A 16,087-nucleotide genomic window follows, 5' to 3' on the forward strand; every position below is an offset into this window, starting at 1 on the left:
GTCCGTTACGCTGCCGAGCCCGCGGTGGTGTCGGTGGCACGAGCAGCCAGCGCCCGCGCCACGTCCGCGCGGCCTTCGCCGACCAGCCGGCGCAGCGCGGCCGGGTGCTTCGGGTCCGCCAGGAACTCGTCCGCCCGCCGCAGGGTGTCTTCGGAGATCGCGGTGGACCAGGTCGGGAACATGCCGACGATGATGTCGGAGGCCATCTCCGGCGTACGGTGCTGCCACACGTCCGCGGCCTGCTCGAAGTACTTCGCCGTGTACGGCGCGAGTAGTTCCCCCTGCAACGAATGGTGAAATCCGTTCAGCACCGCCCGCATCAGAGCGTTGCTGAGGCTCTGGTCGGTGAGCGCCGCCGACCACGCGGCCGCCTTCGCCTCGGCGGTCGGCACCAGCGCCCGCGCGGTGGCCGCGGCCCGGGCGCCGGCAGAGGTCTTGTCAAGCTGCGCCTGCGCCGCGATCTCGGCCTCTCCAGCCCGGCCCCGGGCGACGAGGGCGAACAGCAGCGACCAGCGCAGGTCGGTGTCCATCGCCAGCCCTTCCAGCGTCCGCTCGCCGGAGACCAGGTCCGCGATGAACTGAACCTGCTCGTCGGTGCATGCCGAGCCGAGCAGGGCCTGCACCCACGCCAGCTGGTGGTCCGATCCCGGGGCAGCGTTGCACGCCGCGGTCATCGCCACGTCGCCGAAGGCCGCCCGTCCGGTGTCGGCCCACTCCGGGTCGGCGTAGATCTCCAGCGCCCGCAGGGATTGCCGGATGATGGACTGGACGACGCCGATCTCGGACTCCGCCGGCAGCCCGGCCATTGCCAGCTCCAGGTACTCGCGGATGGCCAGCTCGCCGTCGCGCACCATGTCCCAGGCCGCGGACCAGCACAGGGTCCGCGCCAGCGAGTCCTCCAGCGCGCCGAGACCGCCGGCCAGCAGCGTCTGCAGGCTGTGCGCGTCCAGGCGCACCTTGCAGTACGTCAGATCATCGTCATTGACCAGCACCAGGTCCGGCCGGACCGTCCCGACCAGCTCGGCAATGTCGGTGCGGTCGCCGTCCAGGTTGACCTCGACGCGGCCGGTGCGCGCCAGCTTGCCGTGGCCGTCGTAGGAGTACAGGCCGACGTCGAGGCGGTGCGGGCGCAGCACGTTGTCCTTGGCCGTGGTGGTCGGGGCCGTTTGGGTCAGCGCGAACGAGCTGAAAGTCCCGTCCTCGTCGACGGTGAAGTCAGCGGAGATGGTGTTGATGCCGCTGGTCTCGAGCCAGCGCTTGGCCCAGTCCGCCAACTCGCGGCCGGACGCCGCCTTGAGCGAGGTCAGCAGATCCTGCAGCGTGGTGTTGGAGTAGGCGTGGTCGGCGAAGTACTGCCGGACCCCGGCGAGGAATTCGTCCAGCCCCACATAGGCCACCAGCTGCTTCAGGACGCTGGCGCCCTTGGCGTAGGTGATGCCGTCGAAGTTGACCTCGACCGCTTCGGCGTCGGGGATCTCGCAGGCGATGGGGTGGGTCGAGGGCAGCTGGTCCTGCCGGTACGCCCAGGTCTTCTCGGTGTTGGCGAAGGTGGTCCAGGCATGCGTCCACCGGGTGGCCTGCGCCTGCGAGATGGTCGCCGCCCACTCGGCGAACGACTCGTTCAGCCAGAGGTCGTCGAACCAGCGCATCGTCACCAGGTCGCCGAACCACATGTGTGCCATCTCGTGCAGCACGGTGGTGGCCCGGCGCTCGTAGCGGGTGTCGGTGACCCGACTGCGGAACACGTAGTCCTCGAGGAACGTCACGCAGCCGGCATTCTCCATCGCCCCGGCGTTGAACTCGGGCACGAAGAGCTGGTCGTACTTGCCGAAGGCGTAACGAACTCCGAAGTTCTGGTGGTACCAGTCAAAGCCCTGCTTGGTGACCGTGAACAGGTCCTCGGTGTCGAAGAACTGGCTCAGCGACGTGCGGCAGTACAGCCCCAGGTCTATGCCGTCGTGGTGGTCGAGAGCCTCGAAGAACGGGCCCGCGACCAGCGCGGTGATGTAGGTGCTCATCGGTGGCGTCGTCGCGAACTCGGTGCGGGCCGAACCCCTGCCTGCGTCGGTCACCTCACCCGCGGCGCCGTTGGAGATGACCTTCCAGTGCGCCGGAGCGGTGACCCGCAGCGAGAACGGCGCCTTCAGGTTGGGCTGGTCGAAGCAGGCGTACATCCGCTTGGCATCGGTCGTCTCGAACTGGGTGTAGAGGTAGACCTCTTCATCCACCGGGTCCACGAAGCGGTGCAGGCCCTGCCCGATCGTGGTGTAGAGCAGGTCGGCGTCGACCACGAGCACGTTCCGGTCGGCGAGCCCGGTCAGCGTGATCCCGTGCTCCGGGTCATAGCCGCTGGTGTCGACCGCCGTGCCGTTCAGGGCGACCTCGTGCAGGCGGTCGGCCACCACGTCGATGAAGGTGCTCGCCCCCGGCTCGGAGGCAGTGAACGTCACGGTGGTGCGCGAACGGAACGTCCGGACGCTCGGCTCGCCACTTGCGTCGGTGAGATCGAGGTTGACGTCGTAACCGGATACCTGGAGGAGTTCCTGCCGGCGCCTCGCGTCCTCTCTGGTGAGATTGGGAACGCGAACGGTGTTGGCGTCGATGAGGGTGTCGCTTGCACCGTCGTCGGCACCGGTGTGGTCGTGGCGCACGGAATGCCGCTCCTTCAAGCTACGTTGGCGTTTAGTGAAGTTACTCTTTCATATCTGCCAAGACTTCATATCTGCCAAGACTTCATATCTGCCAAGACGTTAGGGGTATCTGATGACCACGGTAGGGGATGCGGCGCGGCCCACGGTCGACTTCTGGTTCGATCCGTTGTGCCCGTTCGCCTGGATCACCTCACGATGGATCCTGGAGGTCGAGAAGGAACGCGACATCGATCTCAATTTCCACGTCATGTCGCTTGCGGTGCTCAACGCCGACCGCGAGCTGCCGGCGGACTACCGCGCGATGATGGACGAGGCGTGGGGTCCGGTCCGGGTGGCGATCGCGGCGGAGGAGCAGGCCGGCACACCGGTACTGCGCAAGCTCTACACCGCCCTGGGCACCAAGCGCCATGACGAGGGACGGGAGCTGGACCGCGCGGTGATCATCGAGGCGCTGGCCGAGGCCGGCCTGCCGGAGAGCCTCGCCGACGCCGCCGATTCCACCGACTACGACGAGGCCCTGACCACCTCGCACCACGCCGGCATGGACCCGGTCGGCATGGACGTCGGCACCCCGGTGATCCACGTCGACGGCGTCGCGTTCTTCGGCCCGGTGCTGACCCGCAGCCCGCGCGGCGAGGACGCGGTCAAGGTCTGGGACGGCACCCGGCTGCTGGCGGGATACCCGTACTTCTTCGAGCTCAAGCGCACCCGCACCGAGTCGCCGCGGTTCGACTGACATGGCACCCGCGGGACCAGAACCGCTGTTTCACCTCGTCCCCGAGCCGCAGTGGCGTGCTGCCAGAGAGACCGGCGTGTACGCGCCGGTCTCTCTGGCAGCGGAGGGCTTCGTGCACTTCTCCTACCGTGAGCAGGTCGCCGGGACCGCCACCGGCTCTATGCCGACAAGCAGGACCTGATCGTGGTCGAGGTGGACCCGGCCAGGCTCGGGCAGCCAGTCGTGGACGAGGACCTCTACGGTGCCGACGAGGAGTTTCCGCATGTGTACGCGGCCATTCCGACGTCGGCCGCGGTGGCCGAGCACCCGCTGCGCCGCACGCCGCACGGCCAGTTCGAGTTCTGACCCAGGCCGACCGAAGCCACCGGTCGAGCGGATGAGCGCTCAACCGGTGGCGTTCGGGGCGCCTGTGCTGTCGGTATGCTTGCGCGGTGACAACTGCCCCCGACCGTCCCACGGTTGACGGCTTGGAAGCCAAGTGGGACCAAGTCTGGCAACGCGACGAGACCTACCGATTCGACCGGACGAAGAGCAGGGCTGAGGTCTACTCGATCGACACCCCCCCGCCGACCGTCAGCGGTGAGCTGCACCTGGGCACCGTGTTCGGCTACGTGCAGGTCGACGCCATCGCGCGCTTCCGGCGAATGCGCGGCCGCGCGGTCTTCTATCCGATCGGCTGGGACGACAACGGCCTGCCGACCGAGCGCCGGGTGCAGAACCTCTATGGAGTGCGGTGCAATCCCGCCCTGGACTATGACCCCGACCTGAAGATCGAGGCCGATCCGAACCGCAAGGGCAGGGCGCCGCAGCGCGACGTCTCGCGTCCGAACTTCCTGGAGCTGTGCCACCAACAGACCGAGCTTGACGAGAAGGTCTTCGAGCAGGTGTTCCGCGACGTCGGCCTGTCCGTCGACTGGAACCTCGCCTACGCCACCATCGATGACCGCTGCCGGCGGATCGCCCAGCGTGCCTTTCTGCAGAACGTCGCCAAGCAGGACGCCTACATCGCCGAGGCCCCCACGCTCTGGGACGTCGACTTCCAGACCGCCGTCGCGCAGGCCGAAGTCGAGGACCGTCCGGTCAAGAGCTCCTACGTCCGGCTGCTCTTCCAACGCCCGGACGGCAGCACCGTCGAGATCGACACCACCCGTCCGGAACTGCTGCCCGGCTGCGTGGCCGTCGTGGTCAGTCCGGACGACCCCCGGTACGCCGACCTGATCGGCACCGAGCTGACGACGCCGCTGTTCAACGTTGCCGTTCCGGTGCTGGCCCATCGGCTGGCCGACGCCAGCAAGGGCACCGGCATGGCCATGGTGTGCACCTTCGGCGACAACACCGACGTCATCTGGTGGCGCGAGCTGCGGCTGCCGCTGCGCTCGATCATCAACCGGGACGGCCGGCTGCGACGGGCGGTTCCGGAGTGGCTCTCGTCCGGCGCTGGAAGCTTCAGCAGTGCCGAGGAGCTGTGGGCCGACTTCGCGGGCAAGACCGCGGCCCAGGCCCGCGCCCGGATCGTTGAGCTGCTGACCGATGCGTCGCTGGTCGCCGGTGAGCCGCGGCCCATCGAGCACGACGTCAAGTTCTACGAGAAGGGCGACCGGCCGCTCGAGATCGTCACCAGCCGCCAGTGGTACATCCGCAACGGCGCGCTGGACACCGAGCTCCGCAACCGGCTGCTGCGTGGCGCCGCCGAGCTCAACTGGTACCCCGAGTTCATGCAGACCCGGCTGGAGCACTGGATCGCCGGGCTCAACACCGACTGGCTGGTGAGCCGGCAGCGCTTCTTCGGCGTGCCGCTGCCGCTCTGGTACCCGATCGACGCCGACGGGGTGCCGATCTGGAGCGAGCCGATCGTCCCCGAGGTCGAGCGGCTGCCGATCGACCCGCAGGTCGACGTGCCCATCGGTTTCGACGCGTCCCAGCGCGGACTCCCTGGCGGATTCACCGGTGACCCCGACGTCATGGACACCTGGGCCACCTCGTCCCTCAGCCCGCAGATCGTCTGTGGGTGGACCGAGGACGACGACCTGTTCAGCCGCACCTTTCCGATGGACCTGCGCCCGCAGGGACCCGAGATCATCCGGACCTGGACGTTCTCCACCATGCTGCGCGGCATCCTGCAGCACGACTGCCTGCCCTGGGCGAATGTCAGCATCAATGGCTGGATCCTGGACCCGGACCGCAAGAAGATGTCCAAGTCCAAGGGCAACGTCGAGACTCCGGCCAGCCTGGTGGCGGACTTCGGTGCCGACGGCGTCCGCTACTGGGCCTGTCGCGCGGGTCAGGGCGTCGACACCGCCGTCGACCGCGGCCAGATGCGGGTCGGCCGCCGGCTCGCCGTGAAGCTGCTCAACGTGTCGAAGTTCGTCCTCGGTCTGGTGTCGGAAGACCTGCAGGGTGGCGCGGTCACCGAGCCGGTCGACCTCGCCATGCTGCGCCAGCTGGCCAACGTGGCCGACCGGGCCACGGCCTCGTTCGACCGCTACGACTACCGGCAGGCGCTCGACATCACCGAGGAATTCTTCTGGCGCTTCTGCGACGACTACGTCGAGCTGGTGAAGTCCCGGTCCTACGGCAGCGACGATGGTGCCCGCTCGGCGCAGGCGGCGTTGGCCGCGGCGCTCTCGGTGCTGCAGCGGCTGCTGGCCCCGATGCTTCCGTTCGTCGCCGAAGAGGTGTGGTCGTGGTGGCAAGAGGGTTCGGTGCACCGCGCCGAGTGGCCCACCGCCGACTCGCTCACCCCGCAACTGGCCGGCCTGGACGAGAGCGTGACGGCGGCCTTCGACACCGCGGCGACGATATTGCGCCATGTTCGCAAGGCAAAGACGGACGCCAAGAAGGGCATGCGCTGGCCGGTTCGGCTGCTGCGCGTGCAGGACAGCGCTGACGTGCTGGCCGTCCTTCGGCGCACCCTGGTCGACGTCCAGGCTGCCGGTACGGTCGCCGAGGTCGAACTGGTCGAGGCGGCAGAGCAGTCGGTGACCATCACGTTGGCCGACGAGATGCCCGAACAGGCTTAGCGAACTCCCCGCTCAGCGCAGCCGGTCGCGCAGCTGAGGATCACACACGAACCAGGGCTGTTCGGCCTCGGCCACCGCACTGAGCTCGCCAGCCGCGCGATGCTGGGCGAGTGCAGCCTCGGCGGCATCGAGCTCACGGTCCGCCGCACGGGCCTCTCGGGCATCGGCGCGCAGCCACCGCCCGAACACCAGCGCCAGGAACGGCAGGTCGAGCAGCTCGGCGACGCACCACAGCACAGCACCTCCCAGTTGCTGGTCATGCAGCCACGGCGGCGCGAATGCGGAGCTGGAGCGGTGGTCGAAGAAGCCCGACACCGGCTTGGTCGACAGCCGCAGCACGATGCCCGGGACCGCGTCGAGCAGCAGCTCCACGAAGCCGACCGCGACGGCGGCACCCACCGCGATGGAGCTGGCGCGGTCATTGACCGACACCAGCGGCAGCACGATCAGCGCTCCGAACAGCACCAGCGCGAGCTGGACCAGCCAGTTGACTCCGGCATGTTCTGTCACCCAGCCGGGCACCGGGCCGAACAGCGCCGCCACGCACAGCACCGGCACCAGCGCCGGGCCGACCAGGGGGGAGGTGAAGACAGAGCCCAGCCGCGACTCGATCAGCCGTGCCACCAGGCCGGCGCCGGGTGCCTGCCGGGAGAGTTCCACCGGCTGTCCGCACATCAGCGGGAACGGCACGATCAACAGCAGCGCCAGGCACTGGCTCACCCACACCCAGTACACCGTCCGCCCGTAGACCGCCGCGGGGCCGCAACTCACCAGCAACAGCAGGACCAGACCGGTGACGAAGGAGGCGGTCCGCAGCCGGGGCCAGCCGCTCTCAGCGCTGGCCGCTGTCTGGTTCACGGCTGTCCGGTCGGCGGCTGTCCGGTTGCCGCCGCGTACCAGGCGCAGGTACCAGGCCAGGGCAGCCACCGCGAGGATGATCGCCACCGGCTGGACGGTCCAGGTGGTCAGCATCTTCGACGTCGAGGGCGCGCCAGCGGAAAGAGCGGATACAGCAGCCACCCGGCCATTGTCCGCCTCCGGTTAGCTGGCACTCTTAGTGGCATGCGCGTTTACCTGGGCAGTGACCACGCGGGCTTTGAGCTGAAAGTCGCGCTGCTGGAGCGGCTCAGGGCGGCCGGGCACGAGACGACCGACTGCGGCGCCTTCGACTACGACGCCGAGGACGACTACCCGACCTTCTGCATCGACGCCGCACAGCGGGTGGTGGCCGATCCGGGCAGCCTCGGCATCGTGCTGGGCGGGTCGGGCAACGGCGAGCAGATCGCCGCCAACAAGGTCCACGGTGTGCGGGCGGCGCTCGGGTACAACATCGAGACGGCGACCCTGGCCCGCCAGCACAACGACGCCAACGTGCTCGGTCTCGGTGCCCGGATGCATCCGCAGGAGGACGCGTTCGCCATCGTCGACGTGTTCCTGGCAACGCCGTTCTCGGGGGAAGCCAGGCACGCCCGCCGGATCGGCATGCTCATCGAGTACGAGCAGAGCGGCGCATTGTCCAGCTAACCGGCGGGCGTCCAGCTAACCGGCGGGTGTCCAGCTAACCGGCGGGTGGCTGCCACTGCCGCCGGATGACCACGACGTCCCGCTCAGCGGCGGCCACATCTTCGGGCCGTGGCCGGGCCACATCCCGGGCGCGCAGCGCCCCCTGCACCCCGACCTGGGACGGCGTATTGCCCGCGAGGTCGCGCCAGCCATGCTCGGAGTCGCGGCCGTGCGGCCGCCCCGCGTGATTCGAGTTGGCCTTGCTCCGGCCGCGCTGCTGGCCCTGGCCCGCTCCGCCGTGCTGGCGAGTGAGGGTCTTGCTCGTCTCCGCCGTCTCGCTTCTCTCCGAGGCTTCACCGGTTTGAGGGGTTTCGTCGGTTTCCACCGGACCGGCGGCAGCGGGCGGTCCGGCCTGCCGTTGACCGCGACGCCGGCCCCGCGCGCCGGCATTTTCCGCTGCGCTCATCCGGTTATCTTCGCAGCCCGGAGAGGGGTTTTGCACCACCATGATTCCGGCCGGGTCAGCGAGCAGTCTGCGCCGCTGGCGCTGACGGCCGCACTTTGCCCTTCCGGGGATGGAACGAGCGTGATGTGGCGGTAGATGCCCTCACCGCGGCAGCTGCGAGGTGGATCGGCGCAGCAGTTCGCGCAGCCGCGCCAGCTGTCGATCGTGCCACAGCTGCCGGGTCTGGGCGAGGTGGCTGAGCCGGACCAGCGAGCGCACCAGGGCCGTCAGCCGGTGCGGCCAGCGGGCCAGGTCCACCGCGGGCAGCAGTCGGCATGGCAACGGCGATGGCGTGCCGTCCGCCCCCGCGGCCCAGCCGCGCCCCGGACGGGCGTACGGCCCGGTGGCCCGCCGGGGAAAGCGATGGGCGATGGCGAGCGTCAGCACGGCGATCAGGCCACCGGCCAGCACGTCGAGCAGGTAGTGGTTCGCGGTCACCAGCACCACCGTCGCGGTAATCAGTGGATAGCACAGCCAGGCCCACCGGGGCGAGATCGACCGGCGGGCGCCGGGCAGCCTGATCGGACCTGCCAGCCGGTAGGCGACCAGCGCCGTCCAGACCGCCCAGGCCAGGTGCAGCGAGGGAAAGGCGCCGTACTGGTCAGCTGTCACCGGGCCGCCGTGCGAGGTGCCGAACCCGGCATTGGCGACCGCATCGATGAACCCGCCGCCGGGCAGGAAACGGGGCGGGGCGGCCGGATAGCAGAGAAAGATCGCCAGGCCGAAGACGTTGGTCAGTACCAGCGCGTTGCGGACCCGACGATAACTGGCAGGCCGCCGCCACCAGCACCAGACCAGCACGCTGAGCGTCACCGAGACGTGCGCGAACTGGTACCAGTAGCTGGCCAGCAGGGACACGTCGGCGTGCCGGACCGCCCAGCCGTTGAGCACCCGCTCCATGTCGACGTGCAGCCGGCTCTCCACGTCGAGCAGGAACTGGCCATGTCGCAGGGCGGCCTGCTGGCGAACCTCGGCATGGGTCCGCACGAGGTCGTACGCGCGCAGCAGGAGCAGCACCACGACGATCTCGCCGATCACTCGCGGTCGCCGTACCACCGGCATCGGTGCAGGCGCGACAACGGCGGCGGGCCGGGTGGCCACGGCGCCGGTGCGCCCGCTCAGGTCCTCTTGGAACATTGTCTGGATCGCTCTCGTAGTCGAGGGCGGTCCCCTCCCGATCCGGTGTTCGCCTCGCGACCGAGCTCGGCCGCAAGGTTCCAGCTGCGTGGCCAGGTCGGCCAGCGACCCCTGATCCCGTCGATTCTCTCAGGTCGTCGGCCCCGGCGCAGTACCCGCCACACCGAACTCTTACCGCTGGTTCTTACCTGCTGGCCGAACCGCGGTGGCCCGTCAAAGCCTGAGCGCGCGCTCCACCCGGGCCGGATCGGCGGCTGGCACATCGGCTGCGTGGGACCCGGCTGCTCGAGCGCGGACTAGCTGGCGGGCCGGGGCAGCACGTCGTCCACGATCACGTTGACGGTGACCGTCTGCAGGCCGATCTTCTGCTGGAGTTCGGCCATCACCCGGCGCTGCACCTCATGCGCCATCTGGTGCGCGGGGTCGCCGTAGGTCACGGCCACGGCGAGTTCGACCACGGCGGTGCGGCCCAGCACCCCGACCGCGGCGTACGGGTGCCGGTGCCGGTGGGTCGCCTTGGCGACCAGCGCGGCGATTCGCGAGTCGGTCGTACGGCCCAGCGCGACGCGGACTCCGGGGACCAGCGCGGCGGTTTCACGGGCGACCGCCGCGACGACTCTGGCCGCGATCCGGATGGAACCGCCCTCGGTGAGCTGCAGGGTGTACCAGACGTCCTGCACCAGCTTGTCGACCTGCTTCATCACGGAGTTCTTCAGGCGCGCCGGCGTGTGCACCGGCGCGCGGGCGTACTCGTGCACCGGCGCCCAGAGCTGGCGGAACTCCGCCAGCGCGGCTCCGCAGTGCGGGCACTGCTGCTGGTGGGCGGTGAGCTGGTCACCCTGCCCGTCAGCCACCTGCTCCAGCAGTTCGTCGACGGAGGCTCCGCAGGCCAGTTCGCGCGACCCACGACGGAGCAGATCGCGGAGCGCGCCGGAGCCCGCTGTCGGGTCACTCATGATCGGCTGCTCACCTCCACTCCGCTAGAGCTGTTCCCAGTGTGCGCCGCGCGCGGAAGAGATGGCTGCGCACGGCCGCGACGCTGGAGCCGGTGATCGCGGCGACCTCGGCGTACGGCAGGCCCTCCAGGTGGTGCAGCACCACCACTATTCGCTGGGGCGGCGGAAGCGCCTGCACCGCGTTGCTCACCGCGTCCGTGGTCAGGTCGCGCTCCAGAGTCCGGGCCGGCTCGTTGGACTCGTCCGGCTGGTCGGCAAGCAGGTCCAGGGAGTCCGGGCGGCGATCGCGTTGGATTCGATTCAGCGCTCGGCGGGTGACGATGCGGTACAGCCACGTCGAGTAGGCGGACTCGCCCCGGAACCGCGGCAACTGCTGCCACGCGGCGACCAGCGCCTCCTGAGCCACGTCCTCGGCGTCGTGATGGTCACCGACGATGCGCAGCGCGACCCGGTAGGCGAGCGGCGCGTGTCGGCTGACGAGCTCGGCGTAGGCGTCGAGGTAGCCCTCTTGCGCGCGCTGGACGAGGTAGTCGTCATCGACCTCGTGCTCCAACGCGTCCCCTTCGTCGTGGGCGAGGTCGGCCCCCGCCGAGTGGCAGCGTAACTTGCGCCGCCGACGCTCCGTTCCCCCGCTCGGGCGCGGTGCCGACGAGCCGCGACCGGGTCGGAGCAAGGAACGGTCGAAAACTTCGGAAACTGGTGTGCGATCTTTTCCAACGGGCAGTGTCTTACTGTGCAGAGGACCCTGCACAACAACATGCACATCCTCACTGCCGGCGCTTCGGTGCGTGTTCGGCCGCCCGCCCGCCCGCCTCGGCACAGACGCAGTTCAGGAGATCACTCTCAATGACTGAATCCAGCACCACACTGAGCAAGAACCCACCCGGATCGAGTTCCGCGGTGTCGAGCTCCTCAGCGGGCTCCGCGGCACCTGACCGGCTGGCGACCGACGAGGGAAAGATCAGCGTCGCGCAAGGCGTGGTCCAGAAGATCGCCGGAATGGCCTGCCGTGAGATCAGCGGCGTGCACTCGATGGGAACCAGCCCCAACCGTGCATTCGGCGCCCTGCGTGAGCGCATCCCGGGCAGCTCGGGTCCCAATGTCGCCCAGGGCGTCGGCGTCGAGGTGGGTGAGACGCAGGCCGCGATCGATCTCGACATCGTGGTGGAGTACGGCGTGTCGATCGCTGATCTCGGCCGGAGCATCCAGCGCAACGTCAAGCAGTCGGTCGAGCGGATGACCGGACTCGAGGTGGTGGAGGTCAACATCAACGTCGACGACGTCTACCTACCCTCGGACGACGACCAGCAGCAGGAGACCCCGTCGCGCGTGTCATGAGCAGCAACCCGGTAGCCGTGAGGGATGGGGCCGAAGTCGACATCGACAGCGTCGCCGCGGCGGTGCGGGCCTGCCCAGGGGTTGATGACCTCGCCGCCGGCAGGCTCGCCAGTGTCGCGACCTACCTGCCGGGTCGGCAGGTCGCCGGGCTGCGAGTCGAGCCGGACCGGGTCACCGTGCAGGTGCGCGGCAGGTGGAACGTGCCGGTCGCCGAGGTGGCGAGTGAGATCCGGGCCGCACTCGCGCCCCTGGTGGGTACCCGGGTCGTGGATGTCGCCCTCGCTGATGTCGCCGATCCCGCCGAGCCGGCGGCGCTCACCCCAAGCACCTCCATGCCGCCACAGCTTCCCACTGGTGGGAGTGTGGAGACATGGAGGAATCCGAACGCCGGCGTAAAGCCGAGCGTCGGGAGTTCGTCCGCAACCACCATCCCGACCGCGGCGGAGACCCCGACGAATTCATAGTTGGCTTGCGCCGCTTCGACGCTCCATCCGCCCAGGCAGTGGGCGAGCCGCCACCTCGGGTCTTCGTCGTGGCGACCCCGCGCTGGCCGGTAAGCCTGGTCAGCCGGGCCGTCCGAGGCATCACCAGGCGCCACCGGCTCAGGCAGCGGCGGCGGGTCCGGTAAGCAGCCGCCTCGCTGTGCAGGTCCGTTGCCAGGCGGAAAATCGTGAACGTGGAACCACTTGCAGATTGTGAGATGACATGACCCGCACCACGCTCGGCATCCTGATCGGTCTCGCGCTCGGGTTCGCCCTGGCATTCGGCAGTTTCGGGCAGATGCTGATCGTCGCCCTGTTCGCTGTCATTGGTTTCGTCGTGGCGAAGGTCCTCGACGGTGACCTCGACCTGAGCCAGCTCTCCGGCCGCCGCGATCAGCGATGACCGCAACGATCAGTGATGCGGGCCAACCGCGACCCGGCGAGTCCTCGCAACAGCCCGCGGTGCCCGGGCGGGGTGAGCTCGGCACGCTGACCATCAACGATTCGGTGGTCGCCAAGATCGCCTCGCGCGCGGCTCTGGATGTCCCCGACGCCGGCGCGGCCGCACCTCGGGTGCTCGGCCGGTCGCTGGGCAAGGCCGGCGGACTCGGCCGGGAAAGCAGCCTGCAGGAACTGCCCAAGGCGAGCGCCCACGTGGACGGCTCGGTGGCTCTGCTCGACCTGCACATCAGCGTGCGCTGGGGCGCGTCGGTGCCCGGCACCGCCGAGGCCGTACGCGAGAGCGTGCGATCCCGGGTCAACGAGCTGACCGGGCTGAACGTCGCCGAGGTCACCATCGCCGTGACCGGCCTCGTCACCCACCTAGCCCCGCCGCCCCGTGTTCGCTGAGCAGGAAGGACAGAACTGATGAGACTCTTCAATCGGCTGCTGGCTGCCCTGATCAGCGTCGCGTTGATCGTGATCGGTGTCCTCTTGGTAGTCGAGGTGATCGCCGATCGGCTGGGCAAGGCCCCGGCGATCGTGCACTGGCACCCGGCCTACCACTGGGCACACCGCACCCAGTGGCAACAGGGCAGCGTCCGGGTGGCGTGCATCGCGCTGGCCGTCCTCGGCCTGATCCTGTTGCTCGCCGAACTCAAGCCCAGCCGGCCGTCCAGGCTTCGCACCACCTCCACCGACGTCGACTCGGCCTACGCCCGGCGTGGCGTGGCCGGTACGGTCCGGTCCGCGGTGGCGAAGGTGGACGGGATAAACCACGCCGACGTGACGGTCAAGCGTCGCAGGGTCAAGGTTTCGGCCACGACCGCGGGTCTGCAGCCGTTCACGGCCGAGAGCTTGCGCGAGCCGGTCACTACCGCGGCCCAGCAACGGCTGGACGCCCTCGAACTGGACCCGGCGCCGTCGCTGTCCGTCCGCGTGAGCACAAGGAGTCGCTGATGCACGCCGACCGCACCAACCGGGCCGCCGCGCTGCTGCTGGCGATCCTGCTGCTGGCCGCCGGAGTGATCGGCGCACTCGCGGGCTTCGGAGCCTTCGGCTCGGTCACCAAGCACGGGGGCCTGCTGTCCAACCGCGTAGGGGCCTACTTCTCCGATCATGGTGACTGGCTCTGGCCCGTCATCGCCGTGGCCGCGGCGATTCTGGCGCTGCTGGCACTGCGGTGGCTGCTGGTCCTGCTGTTCTCCACCGACCGGGCCAGCGACCTGACGATGACCGGAAACCGTTCGGCCGGTCGCACCACCCTGGCGCCGGGGGCGCTCACGGACGCGGTTTCGGAAGAGATCGGCGGCTACGCCGGCGTCCACTCGGCGCGAGCGCGGCTGATCGGCGACGCAACGAGGCCCACACTCGTCGTGGGCGCCACCCTGCACGACTCCGCCGACCTGCCGAGCCTGCGTCGTCGGATCGAGAGCCAGGCCATCGGCCACGCCCGTCAGGCGATGGCTGACCCGGAACTGCCGGTCCGCCTGGATCTCAACGTGACCGACCGTCAGGCCAGCCGGGTCGGCTGATCCGTCCGGCGTGATCTGACGTTCTATCTTTCGCGTGACGGTCCCGACACCGTGGGCCGTCAGGCGTCGCCGACCCCGAATGCGGGCCGGTCAGCCTCAGAGAGAGACATCCCAACATGGTCGAAGCCATCAATTATCAGAGGGGCGTGGAGAACGCCTGGTCTAATGTGGCCACCTTCATCCCGAAGCTCGTGATCTTTCTGCTGATCCTGGTCGTCGGATACTTCGTCGCCAAGGCCGTCACCAAGATCCTGTCGCGAGTGCTCACCAAGGTCGGTTTCGACCGTGCGGTCGAGCGCGGCGGCATCCGCAAGGCGCTGGAGAGCAGCCAGTACGACGCCTCCGACATCCTCGCCAAGCTGGTCTTCTACGCCATCATGCTGTTCGTGCTGTCGACCGCGTTCGGGGTCTTCGGTCCCAACCCGATCAGTGACTACCTGCACGCCGTCATCGCGTACCTGCCGCTGGTGTTCGTGGCCATCCTGATCGTCGTCATCGCCTCGGCGGTGGCCGCCGCGGTGAAGACCCTGATCCAGGGCAGCCTGTCCGGCCTTCCCTACGGCCGGGTGCTGGCCAACTCCGCGTCCGGCCTGATCCTGGCGCTGGGCGTCGTCGCGGCGCTGGACCAGCTGCACATCGCCACCCGGGTGGTCGACGCGGTGCTCTACGCAGCGCTCGCCGCAGTGGTCGGCGTGATCATCGTCGCCGTCGGCGGTGGCGGAGTCCGCACCATGTCCTCCCGCTGGGAAGCCACGGCCGCCCGTTACGACGAAGAGAAGCCCCGGATCGCCGCCGCTGCCCGCAATGCCCCCGGCGTGCGCGAGCAGGCGCGCCAGGCAGCGGGTCAATCTTCCACGTCCGTACGGTCCGGCAACCACGGTGGCGCGTCCGCTCCCGGACAGCGCTGACCCGTCACCGGCACTGACCGCGAACCGTCCCACCCAACCGCGGCCGTTCCACGGTCGCGGGCAACCAACCCGCACCAGCTATCAAGGAGATCAGCATGACCGCACCAGAGCAGTTGCAGAACGTCATCGGCCAGAACGCTGTGGACGCCGAGGGCGCCAAGATCGGTCGCATCGGCCAGATCTATCTGGACGACCGCACCGGCCAGCCTCAGTGGGTCACCGTCAGCACCGGCCTGTTCGGCTCCAAGGAGTCCTTCGCGCCGCTGTACGGCTCGCGGGTGGAGGGCGACCAGCTCGTGCTCGCCGTGACCAAGAACATGGTCAAGGACGCCCCTAACGTGGAGAACGACGGTCACCTCGAGGAGTCCGAGGTCGACGCGCTCTTCCAGTACTACAACGGTTACCTCGGCGAGCAGGTCCAGACCACCACGGGCAACGCCGAATACGCCGGTTCACAGGGCCACGACACCTCCGGCCCCAACACCGACGACGCCATGACCCGCTCCGAGGAGCGCCTCCGCGTGGGCACCCAGCAGGTCGAGACCGGTCGGGCCCGGCTGCGCAAGTACATCGTCACCGAGAACGTCACGACCACGGTTCCGGTCAGCCACGAAGAGGTTCGCATCGAGCGCGAGCCGATCACCGAGGCCAACCGGGCGCAGGCCATGGCCGGTGGCGACCTCACCGAAGAGGAGCACGAGGTCACCCTGCACGCCGAGCGGCCCGTGGTCCAGAAAGAGACCGTGCCGGTCGAGCGGGTACGCCTGACCACCGAGACCGTCACCGAGAACCAGACCGTCTCCGAGCAGGTGCGCAAGGAGCAGATCGACCAGGTCGAGACCGACGCCGGCACCGACCAGCGCTGACCCGCAACACAC

At 69.1% G+C, this 16,087-nt stretch carries 17 protein-coding genes and 1 pseudogene; 12 read left to right on the top strand and 6 right to left on the bottom strand.

Translation table 11 applies throughout. The features are described from left to right. Window positions 1–5: 5 nt before the first annotated feature. Window positions 6–2,651, bottom strand: coding sequence for an aminopeptidase N (gene pepN, locus RM423_RS03550; RefSeq protein WP_311421613.1), 2,646 nt, complete (start codon window positions 2,649–2,651; stop codon window positions 6–8). A 112-nt stretch (window positions 2,652–2,763) separates the two neighbouring features. Between pepN and RM423_RS03555 the strand changes: the two genes are divergently transcribed. From RM423_RS03555 to valS, 3 genes and pseudogenes are all read left to right on the top strand, one after another. Beyond that, entirely contained in the window at window positions 2,764–3,387 is a 624-nt protein-coding gene (locus RM423_RS03555; protein WP_311421614.1) for a mycothiol-dependent nitroreductase Rv2466c family protein, read from the top strand. A 1-nt stretch (window position 3,388) separates the two neighbouring features. After that, a pseudogene (locus tag RM423_RS03560) lies at window positions 3,389–3,732 on the top strand (DUF952 domain-containing protein). Between the two features lie 86 nt (window positions 3,733–3,818). After that, a complete protein-coding gene (gene valS, locus RM423_RS03565) occupies window positions 3,819–6,407 on the top strand; it encodes a valine--tRNA ligase (RefSeq protein ID WP_311421615.1) in 2,589 nt (862 codons plus the stop codon). 12 nt (window positions 6,408–6,419) lie between these two features. Here the strand turns inward: valS and RM423_RS03570 are convergent, their stop codons facing one another. Further along, entirely contained in the window at window positions 6,420–7,427 is a 1,008-nt protein-coding gene (locus RM423_RS03570; RefSeq protein ID WP_311421616.1) for a cytochrome c oxidase assembly protein, read from the bottom strand. Window positions 7,428–7,469: 42 nt separating this feature from the next. On the opposite strand from RM423_RS03570, the gene RM423_RS03575 reads away from it, so the two are divergent. Next, on the top strand, window positions 7,470–7,931 hold the full coding sequence (locus tag RM423_RS03575; RefSeq protein WP_311421617.1) for a ribose-5-phosphate isomerase: 462 nt from the start codon (window positions 7,470–7,472) through the stop codon (window positions 7,929–7,931). Window positions 7,932–7,965: 34 nt separating this feature from the next. On the opposite strand, the gene RM423_RS03580 is transcribed toward RM423_RS03575, so the two are convergent. The 4 genes from RM423_RS03580 to RM423_RS03595 form a co-directional block, all read right to left on the bottom strand. Beyond that, window positions 7,966–8,376: a hypothetical protein gene (locus RM423_RS03580; protein WP_311421618.1), complete on the bottom strand. Its 411-nt coding sequence runs from the start codon at window positions 8,374–8,376 to the stop codon at window positions 7,966–7,968. Between the two features lie 141 nt (window positions 8,377–8,517). Continuing rightward, complete coding sequence (locus RM423_RS03585) at window positions 8,518–9,552, bottom strand: phosphatase PAP2 family protein (protein WP_311421619.1); 1,035 nt, start codon at window positions 9,550–9,552, stop codon at window positions 8,518–8,520. A 296-nt stretch (window positions 9,553–9,848) separates the two neighbouring features. Further along, complete coding sequence (locus tag RM423_RS03590; protein ID WP_311421620.1) at window positions 9,849–10,508, bottom strand: Asp23/Gls24 family envelope stress response protein; 660 nt, start codon at window positions 10,506–10,508, stop codon at window positions 9,849–9,851. A gap of 10 nt (window positions 10,509–10,518) precedes the next feature. After that, window positions 10,519–11,061, bottom strand: a complete 543-nt coding sequence (locus RM423_RS03595) for an RNA polymerase sigma factor (protein WP_311421621.1) — start codon at window positions 11,059–11,061, stop codon at window positions 10,519–10,521. Window positions 11,062–11,354: 293 nt separating this feature from the next. Between RM423_RS03595 and RM423_RS03600 the strand changes: the two genes are divergently transcribed. The 8 genes from RM423_RS03600 to RM423_RS03635 all read left to right on the top strand — a co-directional run bounded on the left by RM423_RS03600 (window position 11,355) and on the right by RM423_RS03635 (window position 16,075). Then, the gene (locus RM423_RS03600) at window positions 11,355–11,846 is read left to right on the top strand and encodes an Asp23/Gls24 family envelope stress response protein (RefSeq protein WP_311421622.1); all 492 of its coding nucleotides are present in this window, start codon (window positions 11,355–11,357) and stop codon (window positions 11,844–11,846) included. Beyond that, complete coding sequence (locus tag RM423_RS03605) at window positions 11,843–12,310, top strand: hypothetical protein (RefSeq protein ID WP_311421623.1); 468 nt, start codon at window positions 11,843–11,845, stop codon at window positions 12,308–12,310. Before RM423_RS03600 ends, RM423_RS03605 begins: the two co-directional genes overlap by 4 nt. Before the next feature lie 241 nt (window positions 12,311–12,551). Then, the gene (locus RM423_RS03610) at window positions 12,552–12,731 is read left to right on the top strand and encodes a hypothetical protein (RefSeq protein WP_311421624.1); all 180 of its coding nucleotides are present in this window, start codon (window positions 12,552–12,554) and stop codon (window positions 12,729–12,731) included. Next, window positions 12,728–13,177 carry an Asp23/Gls24 family envelope stress response protein gene (locus tag RM423_RS03615; protein WP_311421625.1) on the top strand — a complete coding sequence of 150 codons (450 nt, stop codon included), beginning with the start codon at window positions 12,728–12,730 and terminating at the stop codon, window positions 13,175–13,177. The genes RM423_RS03610 and RM423_RS03615 overlap by 4 nt, the downstream gene beginning before the upstream one ends. Before the next feature lie 18 nt (window positions 13,178–13,195). Then, the gene (locus tag RM423_RS03620) at window positions 13,196–13,726 is read left to right on the top strand and encodes a DUF6286 domain-containing protein (RefSeq protein WP_311421626.1); all 531 of its coding nucleotides are present in this window, start codon (window positions 13,196–13,198) and stop codon (window positions 13,724–13,726) included. After that, window positions 13,726–14,301, top strand: a complete 576-nt coding sequence (locus tag RM423_RS03625; protein ID WP_311421627.1) for a hypothetical protein — start codon at window positions 13,726–13,728, stop codon at window positions 14,299–14,301. Before RM423_RS03620 ends, RM423_RS03625 begins: the two co-directional genes overlap by 1 nt. 116 nt (window positions 14,302–14,417) lie before the next feature. Beyond that, window positions 14,418–15,209, top strand: a complete 792-nt coding sequence (locus tag RM423_RS03630) for a mechanosensitive ion channel family protein (RefSeq protein ID WP_311421628.1) — start codon at window positions 14,418–14,420, stop codon at window positions 15,207–15,209. Between the two features lie 95 nt (window positions 15,210–15,304). Beyond that, window positions 15,305–16,075, top strand: coding sequence for a PRC and DUF2382 domain-containing protein (locus RM423_RS03635; protein WP_311421629.1), 771 nt, complete (start codon window positions 15,305–15,307; stop codon window positions 16,073–16,075). The last annotated feature ends 12 nt before the right edge of the window (window positions 16,076–16,087 follow it).

Source organism: Jatrophihabitans lederbergiae (assembly GCF_031845305.1).
GTDB lineage: Bacteria > Actinomycetota > Actinomycetes > Mycobacteriales > Jatrophihabitantaceae > Jatrophihabitans_A > Jatrophihabitans_A lederbergiae.